This is a genomic window from Sutcliffiella sp. FSL R7-0096, assembly GCF_038595065.1.
In the GTDB taxonomy this organism is placed as follows: domain Bacteria; phylum Bacillota; class Bacilli; order Bacillales; family Bacillaceae_I; genus Sutcliffiella_A.
Genome location: NZ_CP152003.1, coordinates 2,006,779 through 2,031,378, shown reverse-complemented (window position 1 = coordinate 2,031,378; position 24,600 = coordinate 2,006,779). Strand labels below are relative to the sequence as shown.

The 24,600-nt window shown below is 41.4% G+C and carries 22 protein-coding genes; 1 reads left to right on the top strand and 21 read right to left on the bottom strand.

Going from position 1 to position 24,600, the window contains the following annotated elements; all coding sequences use genetic code 11:
• Positions 1-6: 6 nt before the first annotated feature.
• From MKY77_RS10300 to MKY77_RS10215, 18 genes are all read right to left on the bottom strand, one after another.
• Positions 7-693: a DUF881 domain-containing protein gene (locus tag MKY77_RS10300; RefSeq protein ID WP_339145733.1), complete on the bottom strand. Its 687-nt coding sequence runs from the start codon at positions 691-693 to the stop codon at positions 7-9.
• On the bottom strand, positions 677-1,468 hold the full coding sequence (locus tag MKY77_RS10295; protein ID WP_339145732.1) for an FtsQ-type POTRA domain-containing protein: 792 nt from the start codon (positions 1,466-1,468) through the stop codon (positions 677-679). The genes MKY77_RS10300 and MKY77_RS10295 overlap by 17 nt, the downstream gene beginning before the upstream one ends.
• A 108-nt stretch (positions 1,469-1,576) precedes the next feature.
• On the bottom strand, positions 1,577-2,485 hold the full coding sequence (gene murB / locus MKY77_RS10290; RefSeq protein ID WP_339145731.1) for a UDP-N-acetylmuramate dehydrogenase: 909 nt from the start codon (positions 2,483-2,485) through the stop codon (positions 1,577-1,579).
• A gap of 444 nt (positions 2,486-2,929) precedes the next feature.
• Positions 2,930-4,030, bottom strand: a complete 1,101-nt coding sequence (gene spoVE, locus MKY77_RS10285; RefSeq protein ID WP_339145730.1) for a stage V sporulation protein E — start codon at positions 4,028-4,030, stop codon at positions 2,930-2,932.
• A gap of 156 nt (positions 4,031-4,186) precedes the next feature.
• Positions 4,187-5,536 (bottom strand): UDP-N-acetylmuramoyl-L-alanine--D-glutamate ligase, encoded by a 1,350-nt coding sequence (murD, locus tag MKY77_RS10280; protein ID WP_339145729.1) that lies wholly within the window; start codon positions 5,534-5,536, stop codon positions 4,187-4,189.
• Between the two features lies 1 nt (position 5,537).
• The gene (gene mraY, locus MKY77_RS10275) at positions 5,538-6,512 is read right to left on the bottom strand and encodes a phospho-N-acetylmuramoyl-pentapeptide-transferase (protein ID WP_339145728.1); all 975 of its coding nucleotides are present in this window, start codon (positions 6,510-6,512) and stop codon (positions 5,538-5,540) included.
• A gap of 313 nt (positions 6,513-6,825) precedes the next feature.
• Complete coding sequence (locus tag MKY77_RS10270) at positions 6,826-8,295, bottom strand: UDP-N-acetylmuramoyl-L-alanyl-D-glutamate--2,6-diaminopimelate ligase (RefSeq protein ID WP_339145727.1); 1,470 nt, start codon at positions 8,293-8,295, stop codon at positions 6,826-6,828.
• A 241-nt stretch (positions 8,296-8,536) separates the two neighbouring features.
• Positions 8,537-10,474 (bottom strand): stage V sporulation protein D, encoded by a 1,938-nt coding sequence (locus tag MKY77_RS10265; RefSeq protein ID WP_339145726.1) that lies wholly within the window; start codon positions 10,472-10,474, stop codon positions 8,537-8,539.
• 162 nt (positions 10,475-10,636) lie between these two features.
• Positions 10,637-12,877 carry a penicillin-binding protein gene (locus MKY77_RS10260; RefSeq protein ID WP_342515715.1) on the bottom strand — a complete coding sequence of 747 codons (2,241 nt, stop codon included), beginning with the start codon at positions 12,875-12,877 and terminating at the stop codon, positions 10,637-10,639.
• The gene (gene ftsL / locus MKY77_RS10255) at positions 12,877-13,236 is read right to left on the bottom strand and encodes a cell division protein FtsL (RefSeq protein ID WP_339145724.1); all 360 of its coding nucleotides are present in this window, start codon (positions 13,234-13,236) and stop codon (positions 12,877-12,879) included. Before ftsL ends, MKY77_RS10260 begins: the two co-directional genes overlap by 1 nt.
• A 34-nt stretch (positions 13,237-13,270) precedes the next feature.
• Positions 13,271-14,209 carry a 16S rRNA (cytosine(1402)-N(4))-methyltransferase RsmH gene (rsmH, locus tag MKY77_RS10250; protein ID WP_339145723.1) on the bottom strand — a complete coding sequence of 313 codons (939 nt, stop codon included), beginning with the start codon at positions 14,207-14,209 and terminating at the stop codon, positions 13,271-13,273.
• 127 nt (positions 14,210-14,336) lie between these two features.
• Positions 14,337-14,768: a division/cell wall cluster transcriptional repressor MraZ gene (gene mraZ, locus MKY77_RS10245; RefSeq protein ID WP_339145722.1), complete on the bottom strand. Its 432-nt coding sequence runs from the start codon at positions 14,766-14,768 to the stop codon at positions 14,337-14,339.
• 557 nt (positions 14,769-15,325) lie between these two features.
• The gene (gene bshC / locus MKY77_RS10240) at positions 15,326-16,981 is read right to left on the bottom strand and encodes a bacillithiol biosynthesis cysteine-adding enzyme BshC (RefSeq protein WP_342515714.1); all 1,656 of its coding nucleotides are present in this window, start codon (positions 16,979-16,981) and stop codon (positions 15,326-15,328) included.
• 57 nt (positions 16,982-17,038) lie between these two features.
• Positions 17,039-17,428: a DUF3397 domain-containing protein gene (locus tag MKY77_RS10235; protein ID WP_339145720.1), complete on the bottom strand. Its 390-nt coding sequence runs from the start codon at positions 17,426-17,428 to the stop codon at positions 17,039-17,041.
• 27 nt (positions 17,429-17,455) lie between these two features.
• Complete coding sequence (locus tag MKY77_RS10230; protein WP_339145719.1) at positions 17,456-18,358, bottom strand: 2-dehydropantoate 2-reductase; 903 nt, start codon at positions 18,356-18,358, stop codon at positions 17,456-17,458.
• A gap of 340 nt (positions 18,359-18,698) precedes the next feature.
• Positions 18,699-20,243 carry an acyl-CoA carboxylase subunit beta gene (locus MKY77_RS10225; RefSeq protein ID WP_339145718.1) on the bottom strand — a complete coding sequence of 515 codons (1,545 nt, stop codon included), beginning with the start codon at positions 20,241-20,243 and terminating at the stop codon, positions 18,699-18,701.
• A 36-nt stretch (positions 20,244-20,279) separates the two neighbouring features.
• Positions 20,280-20,492 (bottom strand): acetyl-CoA carboxylase biotin carboxyl carrier protein subunit, encoded by a 213-nt coding sequence (locus MKY77_RS10220; RefSeq protein WP_339145717.1) that lies wholly within the window; start codon positions 20,490-20,492, stop codon positions 20,280-20,282.
• Between the two features lie 34 nt (positions 20,493-20,526).
• Positions 20,527-21,870 (bottom strand): acetyl-CoA carboxylase biotin carboxylase subunit, encoded by a 1,344-nt coding sequence (locus tag MKY77_RS10215; RefSeq protein WP_339145716.1) that lies wholly within the window; start codon positions 21,868-21,870, stop codon positions 20,527-20,529.
• A 217-nt stretch (positions 21,871-22,087) separates the two neighbouring features.
• Here MKY77_RS10215 and MKY77_RS10210 point away from each other — a divergent pair, with 217 nt between their 5' ends.
• Complete coding sequence (locus MKY77_RS10210; RefSeq protein WP_339145715.1) at positions 22,088-22,588, top strand: N-acetyltransferase; 501 nt, start codon at positions 22,088-22,090, stop codon at positions 22,586-22,588.
• 63 nt (positions 22,589-22,651) lie between these two features.
• Here the strand turns inward: MKY77_RS10210 and MKY77_RS10205 are convergent, their stop codons facing one another.
• The 3 genes from MKY77_RS10205 to MKY77_RS10195 all read right to left on the bottom strand — a co-directional run bounded on the left by MKY77_RS10205 (position 22,652) and on the right by MKY77_RS10195 (position 24,517).
• The gene (locus tag MKY77_RS10205; protein WP_339145714.1) at positions 22,652-23,293 is read right to left on the bottom strand and encodes a methanogen output domain 1-containing protein; all 642 of its coding nucleotides are present in this window, start codon (positions 23,291-23,293) and stop codon (positions 22,652-22,654) included.
• 16 nt (positions 23,294-23,309) lie between these two features.
• Positions 23,310-23,720, bottom strand: a complete 411-nt coding sequence (locus MKY77_RS10200) for a thiol-disulfide oxidoreductase DCC family protein (RefSeq protein WP_339145713.1) — start codon at positions 23,718-23,720, stop codon at positions 23,310-23,312.
• A 179-nt stretch (positions 23,721-23,899) separates the two neighbouring features.
• Positions 23,900-24,517, bottom strand: a complete 618-nt coding sequence (locus MKY77_RS10195; protein WP_339145712.1) for an RsfA family transcriptional regulator — start codon at positions 24,515-24,517, stop codon at positions 23,900-23,902.
• Between the last annotated feature and the right edge of the window lie 83 nt (positions 24,518-24,600).

Here is a 24,600-nt window from a genome sequence, read left to right as displayed (position 1 = left end):
CAGAGATTATCGAATAACAGGGTCAAGCACTACCAAATCCTTCTTCTGGATTTTCACTGTAATATTGTCGGCAATCAACTGGTCCTTCACACCGCCAAGTATATTAAGTGCCGGTATCAATACGTCAGAATCTCCAATAGCGGAAATGACGAAAGGAGCAGGGTATTGATTTCCATCTATCGTAATGACAGGACCATTACAAATGACATAAGAATCTTTCGTAATCCTTTGTCCGTTGATGGCGATTGCAGCAGCGCCTGATATAAACATTTCGTTCATCACCTTGAATACATGGCTTTCATGAACAATATAATTATTTATATTCTCTTCGGAAGGGACATAGGAGGCGTCAGCCAACGTTACCTCCACCCCTTCTCCCTGGACTTTGACATTTCCATTGTACATTCTAAGCTTGTCCACGTCCTCTACTAGGTTAAATAGTAGCTGTTCTCCAGTGGCAAGCTCTTCTTCAATGGTTTGTACTGCCTCTTGTTTTTCTTGAAGCTCTAATTGCAACTCCAAGTTTCTCTCTTCCGTTCTGATCAGGGCTTCCCTTATTGCTCGATCACGTTGCCATTGTCTGTCTGTGCCCAAGACTTCTTCCTCTTGTGTAAGTTGATACGAATAAGACACGATAAATCCAAGGACAAGACATACGAAAGATAAGACAACATGTTTACCTGTCACTTTCATCTGTTTCTTCCTCTTCCTCTCCAGCTGTTTCATATGGCTTGAAAAAAGTTCCTACCTCCAGGTTGATGACGCCCTTAACAGATGGATCCAATTGTTCAACGATAGAAGGGTAGGCAAGCATCTTGCTCGAGAAGTCTCTGACGGTTGCACTTACTTCAAAGCCATCATTCATAAACATGGTGATATGATAAGGATCGATGTCAGACGGAGTATGATGTATCTCCGAGATGGAATAGATGATGGATTCCGGTAGTTTGATCAATTCTCCAATAAAGTTCTCGACCATTTCTCCATTTTTCCAATTCATCATGAGTGGTGCATCATCAGGAAGAGCATCTTCATCGTCCATAACAGAAAGCATTTTACCGTTTTCCATGACAGGATAATAATTCCCGCTTTCATATATATATGCAATCCGTTTATATTCTTCAATACTGATTTCTACACTATTTGGAAACTTCCTTTGAACCACAGTTCCAGAAATTTCTTTATGTTGCTGGATCATTTCAGCGACGGTCTCTTCATTCACTCTCCAGATGCTTGTCTCTTTCGTAATCTCACTTAATTTAATGATCTCATCTTCCGTCACATGGACATTCCCATCTACTGTGATCCCGGAGACCTTACTCAATGAAGATTGCGAGTAAATAATCAAAAACAATAAAATGAAAAATAAGGACAGATATATAACCAATCTCCTGTTTGCCTTTTGCTTTCTCTGCTGTTTGATTTTAGGTACACGATCTTCTAACGTCAATACTTTCCCTTTTTCCATTTAGAACTTCTTCACCCCACCGCGCGCCATTAGGCATCGCTGTTATTATGCATAGATTTTCTAGCATAATTATATCATATGCGGGGTGAAAAATACGGAAAATATCTACTATTTTCTTCCTATAATTTCAACCTCGGTTTCCAGTTGAATATTGTCTTCCTCAAGGATTGTCTTCTTGATATATCCAATCAAGTCCAAGACATCTTGAGCTTTAGCCCCTCCATCATTGACGATGAAATTGGCATGCATATCGGAGACTTTCGCTCCCCCTATCTTATAGCCCTTTAGCCCCGCTTTTTCAATAAGCTGACCTGCATAATTTGGAAGCGGATTTCTGAAAATGCTTCCCGCACAAGGGTAGTTAAAAGGTTGGGTGTCCCTGCGATAATCTTTATTCTTTTGGAGCAGGGCGACAATCTCCTCCCTGTTTCCCTCTCCTACATTCAACACCGCTTCAAGACAGATGCCTGGTCTCTCTTTTTGTAGCAGAGAGGTACGGTAGGAAAACTTTAATTGTTCCGCAGTGAGCCATTCCATCTTTCCATCCTCAAACAGAATATGGGCTTTTTTCAGTACTTTGGACATGTCTGATCCATGGGCGCCTGCGTTCATATAGACCGCCCCTCCGACTGTTCCAGGGATGCCTGCGGCAAACTCAAGATTAGAAAGTCCTTTTTTGCTGATGATGGTCACAAGCTTTATCAAGGAATAGCCGCCGCCAACATGGACTTCGTTCTCTTTCAACTCCATATGATCCATACCAGCTCCAAGCTTGATGACGACTCCTTCTATTCCTAGATCTGAAACCAATAGGTTAGATCCGCGTCCAATCGCTGTCCACTTCACATTATGACGATTGATGATTTTCATCGTTTCTTGAAGCATTTCCAGGCTCTTCGGTTCTACCAAAACATCGGCAGGCCCACCGATTTTCATGGTCGTATGGTTCGCCAATGGTTCTTTCGTAAGGACTTTACCTACTTCCTTATCTTTTAATTCCTTTACTAATTGTTCCAATATAAAATCCTCCTAAATCCACGTTCATATAGCAATTTTCATAACCTTTAAAAGTAGGAAAATAAGATATCGTTTCATTGAGTCCGTAACTGATACTACCTATAGTATGCATGTTGAATAGTAACGGTACATCAGCCTACAAGATTCAATTATTTGATATCTGTTTCATGACAATTATGTAATTAGTATAAAAAGGACTATATTTATGTACCCGATTGTACCTATATCCTAAACCTGTTTTTGTCATTATGGCAAATTTTCTTAAACTGAAACTCCCTGTTATGAAATAACATTGCGCAAATATTTATCGCACAATACTTTAATAGTATATCCCTTGTTAAAGATGTGCAACGAATATTAGTTATTGTAATGAAATTTTTATTTTTTGTCATATAATGTCCAGTATTGTAATAGAAAAGCCGACCCACAAAGGATCGGCTACATTCAATATTTTGCGTATCTACTTATATTTAAAAGAACGCCTACTGCAAGTAACATGAGTGTTAAGGATGAACCACCGTAGCTGAGGAATGGAAGGGTAATTCCGGTAACAGGCATAAGTCCCGTTACCACCCCTACATTAATGATAACCTGAATGGCGATCATCGCAATGATTCCAACTGCCAAAAAGCTCCCATACAGATCAGGCGCCCCCAAAGCAATCCTTATCCCTCGCCATAACAGAAGGGCAAAAAGAAGAACGACAAATGATCCCCCGATAAAGCCCAGTTCCTCTGCAAGGATGGCAAAAATGAAATCCGTTTGGGGTTCTGGTAAGTAGAAGAACTTCTGTCTGCTTTGCCCAAGCCCAAGTCCCAGGAGCCCCCCTGGGCCTATTGCATACAAGGATTGAATGATCTGAAACCCACTTCCTAAAGGATCTTCCCAAGGATTTAAAAAAGAGGTGATCCGTTTTATTCGATATGGAGCGGATAACACAAGAACAACGAATCCAGCCACACCAATAAGCCCAAGCCCCACGAAATGACTGATTCTTGCACCAGCAACATAAATCATGACAATACAAGTACCCACCATTACAGTTCCGGTTCCTAGGTCGGGCTGCAACATGATCATCCCAAAAGCCAAAAAGACAAGCGAAAGACTTGGAACCAATCCTTTTTTAAAGGAGGTGATTTTCTTTTGATTTTCACTTAGATATTTGGCAAGAAAGGTGATCATCGCAATTTTCATAAATTCCGATGGTTGAACGGAGAAGGCACCCACCCCGATCCAACTTCGCGAACCATTTCGTTCCATCCCTATGCCTGGAATTAATACAACGACTAGAAGGAAGAAGCAAACAAGTATAATGAGCTTTGCCCAAGTTCTCCATGTCCAATAGTCCACATTCATGATAAAGAACATCGCCACCACACCTAATCCGGCAAAGAGCAGCTGCCGTTTGGCAAAGAAGAAAGTGTCCTGGAACTTGTAATCAGCCCATACCGCACTTGCACTGTACACCATGATAAGTCCGACCGCGAGCAGGGTCAAGGTGGTTAAGATTAATATTATGTCCGGGGTTGATCGCTTATTTGCCAACGTGAAACACCTCTACTACAAATATTAGGGCAGTTAGATGTGCACGTATAAACTACATCCTCAAAATGTTAGCCAAAAAAAGGCCTTGTCCGTATGCAGCCCGCCTTATAGGGGGGAGCTATCAGAACAAAGCCTCTTGAACATGTGGCCAAGCCCTTATTTAAGCTTATGCACGGCGTCTATAAAAATGTCTCCTCGTTGCTCAAATGTTTTATATTGATCCCAACTTGCACAAGCAGGTGACAATAGAATAACATCTCCGCTTTCAGACATCTCATAGGCAACCGTTACGGCTTTTTCCACATTATCGACATGTTTTATTTGTTTTATTCCAGCTGAAGTAGCTGTTCTCTTCAATTTCTCCGCAGTTTCACCAAAGGTCACAAGCACTTTGACATTTGCAAGGAATGGAAGGAGATCATCAAAATCATTTCCCCGATCAAGTCCTCCTGCAAGCAGGATGACATTTTCGCCAAAGGCCGAAAGTGCTTTTTGTGTTGCCAGTATGTTTGTTGCTTTTGAATCATTATAGAAGCGCCTTCCCTCTATTTCCCCAATGAACTGTAGTCGATGCTTTACACCTGAAAAGTTGGAAAGCACATTATGGATGGCACTATCGCTGGTACCTATAAGTTTCACAGCAGCAACTGCGGCTAAGATATTTTCCAGATTATGCTTCCCCGGAAGCACGATATCCTCAATAGCCATCACTTTCTCCTCTTTAAAGCATACGTATCCATCTTCTAGATACGCTCCATCCACTTTAGTCGTAGTAGAGAATGGTACAAGTGACGGTTTGATCCCTTCAGCTAGTCTCATCACTTGCGTATCATCTGCATTGACCACTGCCAAATCATCACTGGTTTGATTCTTGAAGATCCTTGCTTTTGCTTTAGCATACTCATCAAGTGTTCCGTGATAATCCAGATGCGCTTCGAAAATGTTCAACAGAACGGATATCTTTGGACGGAAAGTGTCAATTCCCATCAATTGAAAGGAGGACAATTCCGTAACCATTACATTTTTTCCTGATGCTTCCTGCGCTACCTCGACGGATACTTTTCCGATATTACCTGCAATTAGAGGGAATTTTTGATCCGCAGCAAGCATTTCATCAATCAACGTAGTGGTTGTCGTTTTTCCATTGGAACCGGTGATACCAATAAAAGGAGCTTCACTGATTTGATAAGCAAGTTCCACTTCTGTTAAAACGGATATGCCCTTTTGGATTGCAAGTTCCACTAACGGATTACTATAAGGAATGCCGGGGTTTTTAAACACAACATCTATCCTTTTGTCAAAAATGCTTGCAGGATGCCCCCCGCATACAACTTCCATTCCTTTGGATTGTAAATACTGAGCCTGCTCATTTCCTTCCAATGGGCTTCTGTCGTTCACAATTACATTTGCACCTAGTTTATGTAATAGATTAGCAGTTGCCGTTCCACTTTTGGCTAATCCAAGGACAAGGACATTTTTACCTTTGTAATGGTTGATTTGTCTCATATTAGATCCACACCTCTAAATAAATTCCGAGCATTGCGCATAATAGTCCAACCGTCCAGAAGGTTACGACCACTCTCCATTCGGACCAGCCCACAAGTTCATAATGATGATGAAGCGGACTCATTTTGAAGACCCTTCTCCCTGTCGCTTTAAAGGAAATGACTTGAATGATGACGGATAGTGTCTCGATAACGAAAACTCCACCTATTATAATCAGGATGATTTCCAGTTTCAGCAATACTGCAACCGTTGCGATGGCACCACCTAGTGCGAGGGAACCTGTATCTCCCATAAACACTTTTGCTGGATGTGCATTGAACACAAGGAAACCTAGTAATGCGCCTACAACAGCTACAGCAAAGATGGATACCTCAAACTGTGATTGAAACCATGCCAATACGGCAAACGCCCCAAAAGCTACTGCTGCTGTACCTGACACCAATCCATCAAGCCCGTCGGTCAAGTTGACGGCATTAGAGAACCCAACCAACCAGAAAATAAGAAATAAAACATAAAAGAATCCCAATTCAATAGAGATGCTTGTTCCGGGAACAGATACCGCAGTGGAAAACTCAAACTGTACAAAAACAAAATAGAATACTACTGCAATGACTATTTGACCAATCAATTTTTGCAAGGACGTCAACCCAAGATTTCTCTTTAAAACTACCTTGATAAAGTCATCCAAGAATCCAAGGAGACCATACCCTACCATTACAAAAAGCAATAAATAAGTTTCTACAGAAGTTTCTGCAAACTGGCCTGTGATAACGAGTGTCGTAATCGCAACAGAAAGCAGGATCATGATTCCACCCATAGTCGGGGTGCCTGTTTTCTTTTGGTGGGATTGCGGTCCCTCTTCCCTGATACTTTGACCGAACTTCAGTCTGCGCAGGAAGGGAATAAAAATTGGTGATACTAGTACAGTAATTAAAAAAGACATAACGATAGCAAATAAAACAACCTGTTGTTCCATCGTTATTCCCTCCTCTCTTCATTTCATGATTATAGGTATTATCACAGACCAAACATGAACTCCACGAACTTTGGAGCCCTGTAATGGAGAATGATAATACCTTTATTAGGACTTTGGAATTCTTTCTGATTAGAAAAATTAAAAGATATACCAAAAGTAAATTTTATAGGTTTTTCACCCACATGAAAATACTTTTTTTCATCTTTTTAAATTTTCTTATGAAATCGAAACTATTTTAATGCCTTTTACTCATTAATTGGGATAACGGGTGACAAAAGAAATAGTTAATTATGTGGATACACACCTTAACAGTCTATGAGCTTTTCTTTGCTTGTATGGCTTCCAAAGCAATTTTTCTATCATCAAATTCCAGCACCTTGTCGCCGATGACTTGGTAAGTTTCATGTCCCTTTCCAGCAATAAGGACGATATCCCCTGTTTTTGCCAGTCCAATCGCCTTGAAGATCGCCTTCTTACGATCCTCCACAATTTCATAAGCAAGATCAGGCACCCCGGATTTCATGTCATTAAAGATTTGTATCGGGTCTTCTGAACGCGGGTTATCCGAAGTGAAGATTGCCTTGTAAGCATAATTCACCGCAACAGCAGCCATTAATGGGCGTTTTGTCCGGTCCCTATCCCCACCGCAACCGACTATGCAATAAATATCGTTTTTAGAAAGCTGCTTGGTGGTCTTCAATACATTTTCCAAACTATCCGGTGTATGGGCATAATCCACTATGACTGTAAAGTCCTGCCCCCCTTCGATGGCCTCAAACCTACCCGGGACACCAGTCATCTGTTCCACTACCGGAATGATGGTTTCGATGGGAATATTGGACACATAACTGGCAGCAACGGCAGCAAGAACATTATACACACTGAAATGGCCAACCATTTTCAATTGGACGGGAATACATTTATCATCATACATTAAATCAAAGGAAGTTCCCTTTGCAGTTGTCACCACATTCTTTGCCATCATGTCACTTTTTTCATGTATGCCATATGTGATAACCTGGGCTGCTGTTGCACGCTTAAAAAAATCACTTGAAGCATCATCAGCATTCAATACAGCATATTTCGGTTTTGTAAGGTTATAGGTGTTACCTAAAGAAGAGAATAACAGGGACTTAGCAAACTGATATTCCTCCATTGTTTTATGATAATCCAAATGATCCTGTGTAAGATTGGTGAATACCGCTACATCAAAGTCACACCCAAACACCCTTCCCATATGGAGTGCGTGGGAGGAGACCTCCATCACCACCGTGTCCACCTTGTTTTCCACCATTTGGTGAAAGGATTCCTGAAGGGTCAACGCATCAGGAGTGGTATTCTTCACAGGGTACGTTTTATTTCCTATTTTCATATTAATGGTGCCAATCATGCCGGTCTTCTGCTGATGACTTTGAAAAATGGATTCTATGATGTGCGTGGTAGTGGTCTTTCCATTTGTACCTGTGACTCCAATCAAGTGAAGCTTATGAGTAGGCTGGTCAAAAAAGACATCTGCTAATATTGCCATTGCCCTCATGGTATCTGGTACAACTATCACGGGAACAGGAAGGTCCATCGTTTTCTCAGAAATGATGGCTACGGCACCTTTGGACACAGCATCTTTGGCAAATTGATGCCCATCTACCGTGTACCCTTTGATACAAAAAAATAAACTCCCTTCGATGACCTTACGGGAATCCATAACAATCGAAGATATTTCAAGATCATACTCAGAGGATACTTCATATCGATGAAGATGTTGAATAAGTTGCTGAAGTTTCATGCGAATCAAACCCCTTTGGCATACTTGGAGACTAAATGCCTGATGTCATAAGAGAAAAGGCTACTATCCTAAAAAGTTGTGAACAGTACATAAAGATGCCTTATCACCATTCTATCCTATTTAGGAAAATTAAACCAAGCCGACATAAGAATAAACTCTTTTCGCCTAGTCAAAACAGGTTTTCTGAAGAAGAAAAAATGGCTTTTCTTCTTCAGGAAAACCGATTGTGATCAGAACAGAATCACTCACCATCCGTACCGCTTTTACCAGCCATATATACCCTGACAGTGGACCCCTCCTCCACTTTTGTGCCAGGGGCAGGCGTCTGTTGCACAACTGTATCTCCCTCACCACTAATATCAAGCTTAAGAGTTACCAGCTGCTGGAGAAGTTCTTTTCTTGTCATCCCTTTAAGGTCAGGAACCTCCACAAGCGGGACATCCGGCCATTTCAATTCTTTTTCAATTTGCCCTTTTCTCTTTTCTATCCCTAGTGCATTTAGGCTATCTTCCATTATATTCCCGACAATCGGTGCTGCTACAACCCCTCCGAATTGAATGGTCCCCTTGGGGTTATCTACTGCTAAATACACCACAAGTTGTGGGTCGTCCGCCGGAGCGACGCCTATAAAGGAAACGATATGATTGTTTTCCATATATCTGCCATCCTTAACTTTTTGTGCAGTTCCTGTTTTACCTCCAACTCTGTAACCTTCCACAAAAGCATGTCTACCCGATCCTTTAGCGACCACACTCTCCAATGCATACCGAACCTGGGCAGATGTATCTTCCGATATAACTCTTCTTTTTTCTACAGGAGTCTTTCTTGACACCACCTCACCCGTTACCGGGTCCACAAACTCTTTAGCGATATAAGGTGTGTAGAGGATGCCGCCATTCACCGCGGCTGCGACTGCTGCCACTTGTTGGATCGGAGTGACAGATACCCCCTGGCCGAATGCGGTCGTAGCCAATTCCACGGGACCAACACGCTCTGGTTTAAATAGAATTCCTTTTCCTTCACCAGCCAAGTCGATCCCGGTTTTCTCTCCAAAACCAAAAGATTTAATATAATCAAAAAGTGTATCCGTCCCTAAACGCTGACCAAGCTCGACAAAGCCTGGGTTACAAGAGTTCTGGACAACTTCGAGAAACGTCTGATGTCCATGTCCTCCTTTTTTCCAACAACGCAGCCTTGCCCCATCAACCATAGCCGCACCGCTATCATTGAAGGTGTCATTCTGCAAGTTGACCTTGTTTTCTTCTAAGGCCGCCGCAAGGGTAATGATTTTAAATGTGGAACCAGGCTCATATGTACTCCATACAGGCAGGTTCCTATTATAAATTTCAGGAGCTACATCTTGGAATTGTGCAGGATCAAAATCCGGTCTGCTCGACATTGCCAGGATTTCACCTGTTTTTGGATCCATTGCGATGGCAATGATACCATCTGGACTATACAATTCCTGTGCAAGATCCAACTCCCTCTCTATGATCGTCTGAACTTTTGAATCAATGGTCAGCTTTAGGTCCAAGCCATCTTGCGGGGCTTCGTAATCATCTGGGATATCAGGCATTCTCCTTCCTTTAGCATCAGAATAGAATTGCACATAACCTTTTTCCCCTTTTAACTGTTCATCATAATAGAGTTCGAGTCCCATCAATCCTTGATTATCAATACCGGCAAATCCGAGTACATGGGAAAGGTAGCTTCCGAATGGATAGTGACGCTTGGAATCCTCGGCAATATAGACGCCCTTTAATCCCAGCGCTCTGATTTCCTTTGCTTTTTCGTGAGAAATCTTCCTTCCTTCCGGATTGATTCTTTCCATGGAAGAGCTCTTGGTAACAAGCTTGTACACCTTCTCCTTGGACATATTCAGGACTGCTGCTAATTTTTCAGAAGTTTCATTGGGATCTTTAATTTGTCTTGGTACAACAAGGACAGTTGGAGCACTCATGTTCGTTGCAAGAGGAACTCCGTTTCGATCAAGAATTTCACCGCGTTCTGGCTCAAACGGTATGTTTCTGCTCCAGGAATCTTTTGCACGATCTGTCAACATATTCCCCAGTGCAAATTGGACATAGCCAAGACGCAGATCTATGATGCTAAAAAGTAGAATGCCTACAAGAAGTACGATGGTCAACCTTCTCCGAACAGTCACATGAGAAACACGCATGTCATATGAACCCCCTTTAATATTCGTAGTAATATATGCTTGTACGAAGGGGGTTAGAACTTTTGAAAGTCCCTTTCATAAAACCTGAATAGTTACCGAGTAAATAAAAAAGTTGCACTGTAAAAAGGGGAAAGCCCCTTCCACAATGCAACTTCATAATCATTAACTATCGTCTTCTTCTGTCGCTTCCTCATCTTGCTCTTCACCGGTTTCCTCTTCTGGTTCAGGTTCTTCAGTTTCTGGCAAAGATCTGTTGGACCCTAATTCCACCACAAGGCTGTTCCCATCTTCCACAGGTGTTCCCGGCATGATGTTCTGTTTTTGCACATACCCATTGCCGCTTATGTCTGTTTGAAGTCCAAGAAGGTTGGCAATTTTCCGGACGTCTCTCAAGCTCCATCCTGTCATGTCAGGGATTGGAGGTGCCTCTTCAGTCAGCAATATCACCTTTTCCCCTTTTATGACTTCCCTGCCAGCCTTTGGGGTTTGCTTCAGTATTTTAGAACCTTCTCCAACCACGACATAATCCGGAGCCTGTGTCCCAGTGGTGATTTCTTGAACTGATTTTCCTACAAGATTAGGAACCTTCACGCCTACGTTTTTCTTCTTGGGGGCCGATTGTTGTGTTTCATCAGGTTGAATGCTCATGTATTGCAAACTCCGTCTCATAACTGAATTGAAGACCCCCGATACCGGTCCTGCACCATTTTCGTGTTGCGCAATTTTGGGTTTTTCCACAGCGACATACATCAAAAGTTCCGGATCATCAGCAGGTGCCATCCCAGTGATGGAGTAGATGTACTCTCCATGGCCGGACAAATAACCCCCAGGACCAGGTATTTGTGCAGTCCCTGTCTTGGCTGCCACACTGTAGCCCTCGATACTATAAGGTCGACCTGTACCATTTTCCGAGCTGACCACTGACTCCATGACATCCAGGACTTTATTTGCCGTATCCTCGGAAATAGGCTTGCCTTTTTGCTTTGGTTTGTTTTCCAGCACCACTTCATTTGTGTTCGGATCCACTATCTTATCAATCACATATGGTTGCATCATCTTGCCGCCATTTGCAATCGCAGTGGCTGCCTGAATTTGTTGGATGGGTGTAAAAGCTGATCCTTGACCGAATGCTGTAGAAATCCTGTCACGATAGTAATTGTAGTTAATATTACTAGTCGTCTCATCTGGCAGATCAATCCCTGTAGGCTTATCCATCCCAAATGCCTGGATATATTCCAGTAACGTGTCCGTTCCCATTCTATCCGCAAGCAGGGCAAATGCAACGTTTGAAGATCGTTGTACCCCTTCCTCAAAGCTTATCATTCCCCACCCAGACCTGTTATGGTCATAAACCGGAACAGGGTCGTTCGGCAATGAATAGGAGCCGGATTGATACATTTCAGATCCATTGTAAACTCCTTCTTCAATGGCAGCGGCCAAGGAGAAGATTTTCATGGTGGAACCTGGTTCATATCTATATGAGATTGCGTCATTGTTCCAGTTGTCTGTCAGCCCTTCTCTTGTATTCAAATCAAAAGTTGGCCTCGATCCCATCGCAAGTATTTGACCCGTTTTGGGATCTGCTACAATTGCAATGATTCTTTCCGGTTTATATTCCTTCGCTACAGTGTTCATCGCTTCTTCCAGAAAAGTTTGGATGGTTTTATCCAATGTCAGATGAACATTTTTCCCGTTTATCGCTGGGACATAGGATACATCTGAATTCATGGATAGCTTGATTCCCTTATTGTCTGTTTTTACAGCCAAGGAACCGTCCTGTTCCTTCAATTCTTCCTCGAGCATTTTCTCAATTCCTGTAACGCCGCTTACGACGCCATCATCATTTGCCCTTGCAAAACCGACCACATGACTAGAGAATTTTCCATTGAAATAAAATCGTTTGGATCCCTCGATGAAGCCGATTCCAGGTAATTTCATATCTTCGATTTCCTGTTTGACAGATAAGGGTAGATCTCTCCCTATTGACCCGAATTCCACCTGTTTACTGTTTCGCATCAATCTTTCGAGGATCTCGCTTCGATCTGCCTCCAAGACATCGGCTAGTTTTGTAGCGGTTTCTTCTGGATTGACCACATGCCGCGGCTTCTCTTCATTGGTTGTCAACGATTCGTCCAACACTGCAACTAGATTGAAAGAAGGCGTATCCTCTGCTATTGGATCACCACTTCTGTCGTAGATAGCCCCTCGTGTTGCACTGATTGTCTTATTAACATTGTATCTCTCGCTTGCTTCTTCAGAAAGGTTATGTCCGTGTGCCTCTCCTGTCGCTTGAAGGTAGAAGAAACGCCCAATCAATAGAAAAAAGAGCAACGCAAAAAATCCCAGTAAGATTGCTGCTCCCAAGTGAATTCTCTTTTTTTGAACGATATTGTGTGTACTCATTAGTTCCCTATGTTCTTCACATTATTTTCGTTTAATGTAAGGCCTAGGTTTTTTGCTTTTTCCAGGATGACTTCATAGCTGCTTTCTTCTGCAACACGAAGCTCCAACTCACGGTTTTTCTTTAATTGAGATTCTACTGATCCTTCAAGCGATTGGATTTCACTGTTAACATGGTAAATACTCACATGATTTGATACAACATGGATGGAACCGAAAGCGAGCATTCCGATAAACATGCAACCAAGCACTTTTTCCCCAAGCGTGATTTTAGCACGCTTTTTAACAACTAATTGCTTTTTTGGTGTCTGCTGTTTACGCTCTTCATGTTGCCGCTGAATTTTATGAGCTAAATTACTCATTTCCCTTTCCCCCTAGTCTACATTTTATTTTTATTTAGTCTTTCGCTTTTTCCGCGATTCTAAGCTTTGCCGACCTTGCACGATTGTTGGCTTCTAGTTCTTCCTCACTAGGTATTATCGGTTTGCGTGTGATAAGTTTTAGTGTCGGTTCAAATTCCTTTGGTATGACCGGAAGCCCAGGTGGAAGCTGGGGCAATTGGCTTTTTTCCTTAAAGGCAACTTTACACATTCTGTCTTCAAGTGAATGGAAGGTAATGACACAAACCCTTCCTCCAGGCCTCAGGACGTCAATGGCCTGATGAATGGCATCTTCGAAAACACCCAATTCATCATTGACCGCGATACGAATTGCTTGAAATACCCGTTTAGCCGGGTGTCCGCCTGTTCTTCTTGCGGGAGCGGGTATCCCGTCTTTGATGATTTCCACTAATTCCAGAGTTGTCTCAATCGGCTTTGTTTTACGGTATTCTTCAATTTTTCTCGCTATTTGCTTGGAAAACTTTTCTTCTCCATATTGAAAGAAAATGCGAACTAATTTTTCGTATGGCCACTCATTGACAACATCATAGGCACTAAGCGGACTGTCGGTATCCATTCTCATGTCAAGTGGTGCTTCGTGGTGATAACTGAACCCTCTTTCTGGAGTATCCAGTTGTGGAGAGGATACCCCAAGGTCGAACAATACACCATCGACCTTTGTAATTCCCTGCTCGTACAATTTCTCTTTCAAGTGCTTGAAGTTGCTCTTAATGAAAATGACCCGGTCCAGATAGTTATGTAACACACTTTTTGCATGTTCTAAGGCATGGTCATCCTGGTCAAAAGCAATTAATCTCCCATTGTCGGATAGCTGTTTCACAATTTCGGAACTATGTCCTGCTCCCCCAAGGGTACAATCCACATACGTCCCATCTTCCTTGATCTGAAGGCCATCAACTGCTTCGTTTAATAAAACGGTAACGTGGTGAAACATATTCCACCGCCTTTCTAGCTCTTAGCTGTTTTTCTTAGGTGCTGCAAATTCTTTTCTATCGGTATTTTCTCACCGACCATTTTGTTTTATCCAGGCTGTCCTAGTATTCGTTGTAATGTAATCCCTTTTATAAGTCAAAATCCACGAGGTTTTCTGCAATTTCTGCGAAGGAGTCTTCTGAATCCTCCACAAACGTATTCCAGTTATCCTTGCTCCAGATTTCTATTCTATTAGATACTCCGATCACGACACATTCCTTTTCAAGTTGTGCATATTGGACAAGCGGAGTGGCGATATTCACACGGCCCTGTTTATCCAACTCACACTCTGAAGCCCCTGAAAAGAAAAATCGTGTAAATGCACGGGCATCCTTTTTAGTAAGTGGTAGCTGTTTCAGTTTTTCTTCAACTGTTTTCCATTCAGAGAGAGGATAGCCAAATAGGCATTTATCGAGGCCTCTGGTCAGAACAAAGGTTTCACCTAAATGATCACGGAATTTCGCAGGCACAATCATACGCCCTTTTGTATCGATTGTATGATTATATTCCCCCATGAACATTTGGCTCTCCCACCTTTCTTCTACTTTCCCCCACAATCCCCCACTTCTCTCCACTTACTTTATTGTACTATTCTCTTCCCTAAAAGAAAATCCTTTAAGCCTACTTTTTTTTCGTTTTTCATCTTTTTACAACATTTTTTGACAAAAGGACGAATTTCGTTCAAACGTGGCTTTTTTTGACCAGGCTTAAACACATTTAGCTATCTTTCTTCATGGTTTGTATGTTTACGACCCCGGTTTGTTTTCGCAATGTCAGAAAAAGAATTAAAAAAAACAGTGGAAAAATTTCCACTGTTTCAAACTAATGATTACCCATCATTCATATCTAATTGTACTTACAGTTGATCTCCGTTCCAGGCGCTTCGCTTACCGCGGCGGTCCGGGACCACCTCCTAACGTTTTCGGGTCTCCCATGGCCCTAAGGACACGGAAGGCTACGACAGCGTTACATTGCACGAAGAAAACGCATTAGAATTTTCGAGGTGTCTGCGCGTCTTTCACCAGGATCAACATGGTTACATGTTTTTAAAGTTAAGACTACTTTTTGTCCTTCATTTTTAAAGTTTTATTACTTTATGTTTTCCATTGTGCTTTAATGGGAGCTCGCATAGGCGTTGAACGAAATCCAACCCGTATTTGTTTAGGAAGTAACATATATTCCATATCCTTTCCTGTGGCATGCCTTTTGGCAGCAAAGCAAGCTCGACCCGTTCATATTTTTTCATTATCGTTTCATGCTTCTCATAGGCAGATCTTTCTATTAATCGATGGATGTAGGTAAACTGCTTATCAATAAGGTTCCAATTCTTTTCAAATGCCGGTTTCATATGAGGCATAGTCTCGTTCCCTACTTCACGGAACTTCCCGTGTACATCTTTATACTGCTCCATAAAAGATGACATGGTCTCCTCAAGTGACTGCAGTTCCTGCTTATAGAGCCACGCTTTACGCTTTTCTTCCAGTCCACTTTCCAATACTTCCTGAACTGGTTCCCCAAGCTCTTCCATCGTGCTTTCGATATGCCGCTCTAACAAAGTCAAGGAAATCCTCGGAATAACAGGTGGCATTTCCAATTCGACTGAATGGAAACATCGGCCCAACTCTGCCCAATAACTAATTTCCCCCGGTCCACCAATAAAGGCGAGGGTAGGAAAAAGGAACTCTTGCATCAATGGTCTAGTTACTACATTATTGGAGAAATTCCAAGGCTCTTCTTCCAAGTGTTTTTCTAACTGTTCCATCGTGAACTCGCGGTGAGTATCCTTTGAATAAGCCATCTGCTTCTTTTCATCCCAGTATAGGAGTTGGCGCTCCCCATCATGATGATAAAAAAGGTTCATGGATTCTTTGTCCACTTCCAACATCGTTGAAAATTCCATCTCTTCCAGTTCTTTTTGCGTTTGAAGAATTCCCTTGCTGATCAGTTCATGATTGATTAAGATCTTCTGAAGATAAGGTGTCTCCAATTGTCTTAAGGAAGAATCAGAAGCATTCACCAACACAAGCCCTGTTCCCTTGAAGAGATGGGTAATCATGTTAGCAAATGCATCCACAAAGGTGGATGATGACTGAATATCCCGCTCCAGAGCATTTTTGAGATCTGTTGTAAATGACGTCTCACCTAATGAGTTGATAACTTCAAGCATCCAAAATTTCATATTTTCTTTGTCATATTTAAGTTCTGACACCATTTTTTTGCCGGCTTCCTTCAGACGGAAAACATGCTTTTCAATATTATTTCCTTTTGGGAAATTCACATGGTTTATTTCTTGAAAGTCATGATCTTCTCCGGCAATCCAAAATACCGGGATAACCGGGACACCCAATATCGATTCCTGTTCTTGCGCAAGCTTGATAATACTTACTATTTTAGAAATAGTGTAGACTGGTCCGGTCAACAAACCAGCCTGTTGCCCACCGATTACGACGAGAGATTCCTTATCTTTCAATTTTTCAATATTATGTAGAGTTTGGCTGTCCGCATCATATTTTTTATTAAATTCCAACAGATGATCCGCAAGCTCTTTCCTTCTGAAGTTCCTAGCTTCCAATCTCTTCTTTCTTTCGGTGAACGAAGACTGGGAAAACGGATTATATGTAAAAAAGGGGAGTATGCTTTCCTTTTGGTGTAAATAAGCGGATGAAAATTTATTGATAGTAGGGAGCATTAATTCTACTACATTCATAAAGTACTTCCTTTCTGAATCGTTCATATATGTATATATCTTCATGAGTATAGCATTGATTTCCATTGATTCAAAAAAACTTGCTTACACAAATGTTTCAAAAACTCTTTTAAGGACACCAAAGACCGCCAGGCAAAAATAGGCGAAAGAAAAGAGCAGAAAATTACATCGCCAAAACCCTTTCAGCACCTTAAAAAAATGTATCTCTTCTTTCATTTTATAATGCAACAGAACCATAAGGGTGGCAATTGCCAGTAGCACTGTTAATATCACCCATAAGAGGGATTGCTCCCAAATGATGATGATGAGAAAGTGCACCGCTAATATAAAGAAAAAGGTGGAGGTGTCGATGGCAACGTGGAAAGATCTTTTATTATTTTTAGTTACGAACCGCGCAATGATGTAGAACATGATCAGTGCTAAAATTGGTACGGTCACGATTGTGGCGAGCGTCCCAACGAAAAATCCAGTCATTTTCATCTACCTCTTTCGCATACCTGATTATTTTGGATGAATCTGTAGTCCTTTAACAGCTTGATAAATAAATTCTGTTACAGGGACCGATTTTCCTTTACGATTTGCCATTTTTCTTATATATCCCAGTATGGATTCTATTTCTGTCTGTCTGCCTTCGGTTATATCCCGCTCCATGGAAGACCAGTTTTCTGCCGTTCTTTCACATATGGTGCATATATGTTTCCACATTTCTTCTCTTGAATCTTCCTCAATTAGAAAGCTAATCTCTTCATACAAGATTTTCATGGTTTTTTTATAGTAAGGGTTTGACAAGAGTGCCCCGTTTCTGACATGGTAAATGGCGGTGAGTGGATTGATGACGGCATTTACCAATAATTTCTCTGTCATCATGGAGTGATAGTCATCGCAAATTTCTACTGGAAAACAGTCGCCAAGGCGCTCTACCCAATGATCTATGAATTCTGTCGGATATGAATGAAGCGGTTTATCGTAGCATGCTATTTTCGTTCGACCTTTGCCAGTCCAATTGATACGATGGTCATTATTTTTTTTCACACCATGCTCCACGACTCCCAATAAAATAGAGGGATTGTTTATTTTGCCTAGGAATTCTAAATGAGACATCCCATTTTGTAGAAACAAGACCGTTTGCTCCTTCGTGCATTCTTCGAGTGTGGGAAGAATGACTTGGAGGGCATATTGTTTTACTGCAACCATAATAACGTCTTCAGTTGGTCGAACTTTTGTGTTCCATAGTCGGAAGTTAATCTCCCTTTCCGCCACTTCTTCAGATATGGAAATACCGTAAGTTTCTAGCAGCTGCAACTGCTCTTTCCTATTAATGTATAGAGTGACTGGAAAGGCTTTGGATAATTGGAAAGCATATAGGAGGCCGATTGCGCCTCCACCGATAATCCCAACTTTCATACGGACCCCTTCTTTATACCTATTTTTTCTTATTGTACCAATTAATTCGTTTTGATTGTACTACTGTTTATGCAATTTACAGTCTGCATGGTGTCAAATAATAAAGCTCTTTTCTCACAGATTGTTGCTTTTTACTTGTAAAAAGTCGGCATTTTGACTTTTTACTGCTTTAATACTCCAGAAATTGCAAGTAGTATTCTAAGTAAACCGGGCAAAGAGCACGACAGTAAGTAATATAACGGATGATTGAATTTACGAAATAGCATCAAAGTTTACGAAAACAGCCTATAATAAAAAACTACTCAGAATCCCTTGGCGAGACCTGAGCAGTTTTGATTTTTTATACAGGATACACAGGATGCTTACGGTGACTGAATGTCATCTGCTTACCTGAATAATAATGGAAACGGCTGATTAGCACTTCACGCAAATCTTTAGCAGGAACGATATCATCTACAATCATTTCCGAAGCAAGCTTATAAATATCAATGTGTTCTTTGTATTCCTGATGTTTCTCTTGAACAAAGGCAATGCGTTCTTTTGGGTCTTCAATCTCATTAATTTTATTCGAATAGACCGCATTCACTGCCGCTTCCGGTCCCATAACTGCTATTTGCGCAGTAGGTAGTGCAATACAGCAATCTGGTTCGAACGCAGGGCCTGCCATGGCATAAAGACCTGCACCGTATGCTTTCCTCACCAATACTGAGATCTTTGGCACTGTTGCAGAGCTCATCGCCGCAATGAGCTTGGCGCCATGACGGATGATTCCGGCACGTTCCACTTTTGTGCCAATCATAAACCCTGGAACATCCGCAAGGAAAAGTAATGGTATATGATAAGCGTCACACAGCTGAATGAATTTGGCTCCCTTATCGGCCGAATCGACGAACAGGACTCCGCCTTTTACTTTCGGCTGGTTAGCAATGATGCCTACCACCTTGCCGTCCATTCGTGCAAAGCCAGTAATAAGTTCAGGTGCGAAAAGCTTTTTGATTTCAAAAAAACTGTTGGCATCAATCAGTTGATCGATTGCTTCATACATATCAAAAGGCGCATTCTGGTTTACAGGGATGATATCAGTAAGCGTTCTTCCCTCTTTCGGGCTGATAGCGTCCACCACTTTGGTTTTCTCCTGATAGCTCCCCGGAAAGTACTCAAGATATTTGCGGGCATGCTGAATTGCCTCTTCTTCGGTAGCAGCAAGAACATCGCCACAGCCACTTACTGAACAGTGCATTCTTGCTCCACCCATTTCCTCAAGGGTAACCTTTTCACCGATTACCTTCTCCGCCATACGTGGGGACCCTAAGTACATGGATGCATTTCCATCCACCATCACGACGATGTCACAGAAGGCAGGAATATAAGCACCACCTGCAGCAGAAGGACCGAATAATAGACATACCTGTGGAACCATCCCGGATAGTTTTACTTGATTGTAAAATATTTTCCCAGCTCCACGTCGGTTCGGGAACATATCAAGCTGATCAGTGATCCTTGCTCCAGCAGAATCAACCAAGTATAGGATTGGCACCATTAGCTTTTCCGCTGTTTCTTGGATGCGGATGATTTTTTCTACGGTTCTCGCTCCCCATGAACCGGCCTTGACAGTAGAGTCATTAGCCATTACGCAAACTTTCTGGCCATTAATTTTTCCGATTGCAGTAACCACACCATCAGCCGGAAGTCCCTTTGCCTTGTTATTGGCAAAAAGACCATCCTCCTCGTACTGACCATTATCAAATAATAATGCCAGTCTATCACGTACAAACAGCTTGTTCTGTTCCTTTAATTTTTCATGATATTTCTCGCTGCCACCACGTTTTATCGTATCAACCGTTTCTTGAAATTCTTGATCAAGATCATTTGTTGTTTTAATCATCTTATTCCCCCGCTTTCTTCTCAACGTTGTAAAAGACTATTCCAGTTCCAGCAGCACATCTCCATCATTTACAAACTCGCCTTCTGCCGTATGAAGAGCTGAGACTTTGCCACCCACCATCACTTCTACTGGGATTTCCATTTTCATGGATTCCAATATGATGACTGTCTGACCAGCTTTTACCTCTTCTCCCACTTCCACTAATACCTTCCAAACTGTTCCTGCCATGGACGCTTCAATTTTTTTCATGATTTTTTCCTCCTGTTTTCTTGTTGTAATATTGTTAGATTGTAATAGGTTTCATGTTTTGTATGAAGCCTGTATGATAATTCCCCGAAATAAATTCTTCGGTTTCAAGAGCATGAATTAAAAACGGTAGGTTCGTTTTGATTCCTGCCACAGAAGCATTCCTCAAATAATTTAAGGCTCTCTCTATCGCTTCTTCCCTCGTATCACCTGAGACTACTATCTTTGCGATCATCGGGTCATAGAATGGTGTGACTTTTAAATCTGGGCCGTAGCCGCTGTCCACCCGCACCCCTTCTTCAACAGGTAGATGCCATTTTGTAATCAGTCCCGGTGAAGGAAAGAATTTCACTGGGTCTTCCGCATATAGACGAAATTCTATGGCATGACCGGAGCTTGTTATTTCATCCTGTTTTAACGGAAGATCTTTACCACTCGCAACCAATAACTGCCATTCGACAAGATCAAGCCCAGTGATGCTTTCTGTTATCGGATGTTCAACCTGCAGTCTTGTATTCATTTCAAGGAAGTAGAAATTTTCTTCTTCATCCATGATGAATTCCACTGTTCCTGCATTCTTGTACTTCACTTCTTTCGCAGCCAAAACGGCAGCTTCACAGATTTTCCTTCTCGTTTCTTCACTCATTGCAGGGCTTTGCGCTTCCTCGATCACTTTTTGATTACGTCTCTGGACAGAGCAGTTTCTTTCAAACATATGTACAACATTCCCATGGGCATCCCCGAAGATCTGCACTTCTATATGCTTGGCGTTACCCACATATTTTTCAACGAACATATCTTCATTTTTGAAATATGCTTTTGCGCGCTTTTTGGTTTGTTCAAATGTATTTTCAATATCCTTCCTGCTCTCACAGAGATGCATGCCAATTCCACCGCCACCACCACTGGCCTTCAACATAACAGGAAACCCTATCTCTTCTGCAAGGGCACATGCTTCCTCCAATGTTTCAACAGGATGTTCTGAACCAGGAACTACAGGTACACCAGCTTTTATCATCGCTCTTCGGGAAGATAATTTATCCCCCATCAATTTGATAACATCTACAGATGGTCCGATAAAGGTTAAACCGGCCTCTTGAAGTGCTTCCGAGAATTCCCCATTCTCAGAAAGAAAACCATATCCCGGGTGGATGCCATTTACTTTCTCCTCTTTGGCAATTTCTAAAATTCGCTCTACATTCAAGTAGGATTTTTGAGGCGGGGCCTCCCCTACATGTCTTGCTACAGTAGCTTGTTGAACATATGGCATATCTTTATCAGCGTCTGAATATATAGCAACCGTTTCTACGCCTAATCGTTGACATGTTCGTATGATCCGTTCTGCAATTTCCCCTCGATTAGCAATCAGTATTTTCTGCATGGAGTTTCCCCTTTCTAAACAACTTGCATAATAAATCTCTAACAAACTACTATTTCTACATAATTCCTTGTATTCCTTCTTTTTTTGCAAACGCTTTCTAAATTTATTGCAGAATTTTTTGTTTTTTTGTTATATAATTAATATTAAAATAAACCATTTTACTTAATATGTATAGTGGTAAGCGCTTTAAAAGAGATATACAAGGGGGAAATTTAAGATGACAGTCAAAAAACTATCCATTAACTATAAAACATTGGAAGAGTTCAAGCAGTTCAGGGAGTATGGCATGCAGGAACTTTCCATGCTCGAAGACCTTCAGGACAATATCATTGAAAATGATAGCGAGTCACCTTTCTACGGTATTTATTATGGTGAAAAATTAGTTGCAAGAATGAGCCTTTACCGCGTATCAAAAGACCTCGATAAATATTTCGAACCACGTCAAGATTATTTAGAACTTTGGAAGTTAGAGGTTTTGTCCAATTACCAACGCAAAGGATTTGGGAAAGAGCTAGTAGATTTCGCCAAAGGATTCGGCCTTCCAATCAAGACAAACCCAAGAATCAAATCTGCTGAATTCTGGAATAGAATGGGCTTCACTTCCGTTCATTATGATGTAGAGCGGGATCTTGGGGAAAACCCACTGGTTTGGTATCCAGAAGGTGTAACCGCGCAAGAGAGGGCCTCACAATCCATAAACACTGACGAATCAGTTTAAACTGCATGATTTTTAAAACAGGAAAAGGTGATTGCTCGCAATGCGAATAATCACCTTTTTTTCCTAACTTCCCACTTGCCCCTGTTGGACCTGCCTTTTCAGAGAATCTAGCTCGTCTAAAAGCTTAACCACAAGCTCATCACTTTTGCGTAGTTCTTCATTTAGAAGCAAGATTGTTTCACTTTCCCATTGAAACGGATCCATGCTCTCCGGCGTTCGAGGAAGATTATCATAAACATCTCCATTGACATCAGAATCAGACTGGAAATAAATTACCACTTCACAACCTAGGTCTCCCACAGCGATTCTCTTCCTCAAGTCAACCTTGCTATAGCCAAACTTCCTAGAAGCTATTCCCCCAAAAACACTTGAAGTCATTTTACAGAGATGCGGAGCGTCTTTCACCATTTCACCAAATGGACAATGATTTGATTTCACAACCACATAATCTGGATTAATGGATGAGATATAAAATTCTCCACCAATGGCATTCTTCAAATCCACAATCACTTCTGCATACTTATCTACGGACCATTCATCTTCTCTATTGCCATAAAAATCCTCAATCCATTCTCCAGTTCTTAATCCAATTTGACGGATATACTCACCAGCTGTTTTCCCCACTGTCTTTTCATGGATGAATGCATATTGAGTGATTAATTTTGAAAGAAATACCGAGCCAGTCAAGCTTGTTTTAGTGGTCATTTATTCCCCTTCTCTCCTAAAGAAATCTTTTTTGCATCTCAGGATTTGGCAACATGCATTGATCTTTCTTTCCAAACCATCTATATCTGTTTTTAGCAACATAGGAATAAACTATATCTCTTAATGGTTTAGGGATAAGGATGAGTGGATAAAAAAGCTTCCACGCACCATCCAGTTCTTTGGCCACTTTTAATGCCGCACTCGACTTAGTAAAAATCCTTTTGCCCTCTACATAATAGAAGCTATCAAACTCTGTCATAGGGAGAGAATGCTCCTTGAGTATGTTTTGTCCAACATCAGATTGTAGAGAAGCAAATTTAAATGTTGCTTTTTTATCACGTTTAATTACAAACGTCACCATTGAATTGCATAAATTACATACTCCATCAAAAAGAAGAATAGGATGCTTTTTAGCAGTTTCAGGCATGATATCTCTCCTTTCGAGAACCATACAGATCATTCCATCTCTTCTTCATTATACAGCTTATTCTTCTTAATGTATCGTTTTTAACTGTTTCTTTCTTTTTCCTCATATTGCAGGCCGGAGAGGTCGTTCCTGGGCATGGAAAAACCACCCTTCAAAAGGATGGCCTGGTGATAAGTATGCTATTTCTCCACTCTCTCTAAATTTCCGTTTCGGTCCATCTGGAACTTTACCTTTTTATTCTTTTCATCATCCTGTAAAACAACCATTTTACGCGCACGCTCCATTATTTCAATCAAAGCCCTATAATCCTCTTCTACCAGATTCATGGAGGATTCCAGTTCCAATTTAGCCTCTGCTAAATGTTTCAGGTCATTTTCCAACTGCTCTACTTTCTTTTTTAAACTATGATTCTCTTCCTTGATTTTTGTATATTCATTCTCCAATTGCTCCAGATGGTTCAAATAACTGATCACAGCCGATATGGTCAGGTTATCTCCCGCATACAATTTATTATTGAGTGCATTATAACTGTTCTGGGCTTCCACCGGCTGAGGTGCAGCCTGCTCTTTCTTTAATTCTTTCCTCTGTTTTTTTGCCAGTTCAATTCCAGTAGCATATTGTTTCCTTACATAGGAGTTCCATCTGAATCCACATGCTGCTGATGTCCGAGAAAGTTTTTTCCCCACTTCCTCAAACGCAGTCAATTGCGTTCCTCCATCTCTTATATATCGTAAAACCACTTCCGCCAACAATAGGTCTTCATCTTGAGTCCAAGCATCTTGACGAACGGTAGACATATCGCTATCCCCCCCACACACTTTTTTAACCTATACATATGCGTGTAATAGAAAAGATAGACTAAGTATTGAGTAAAATGCTC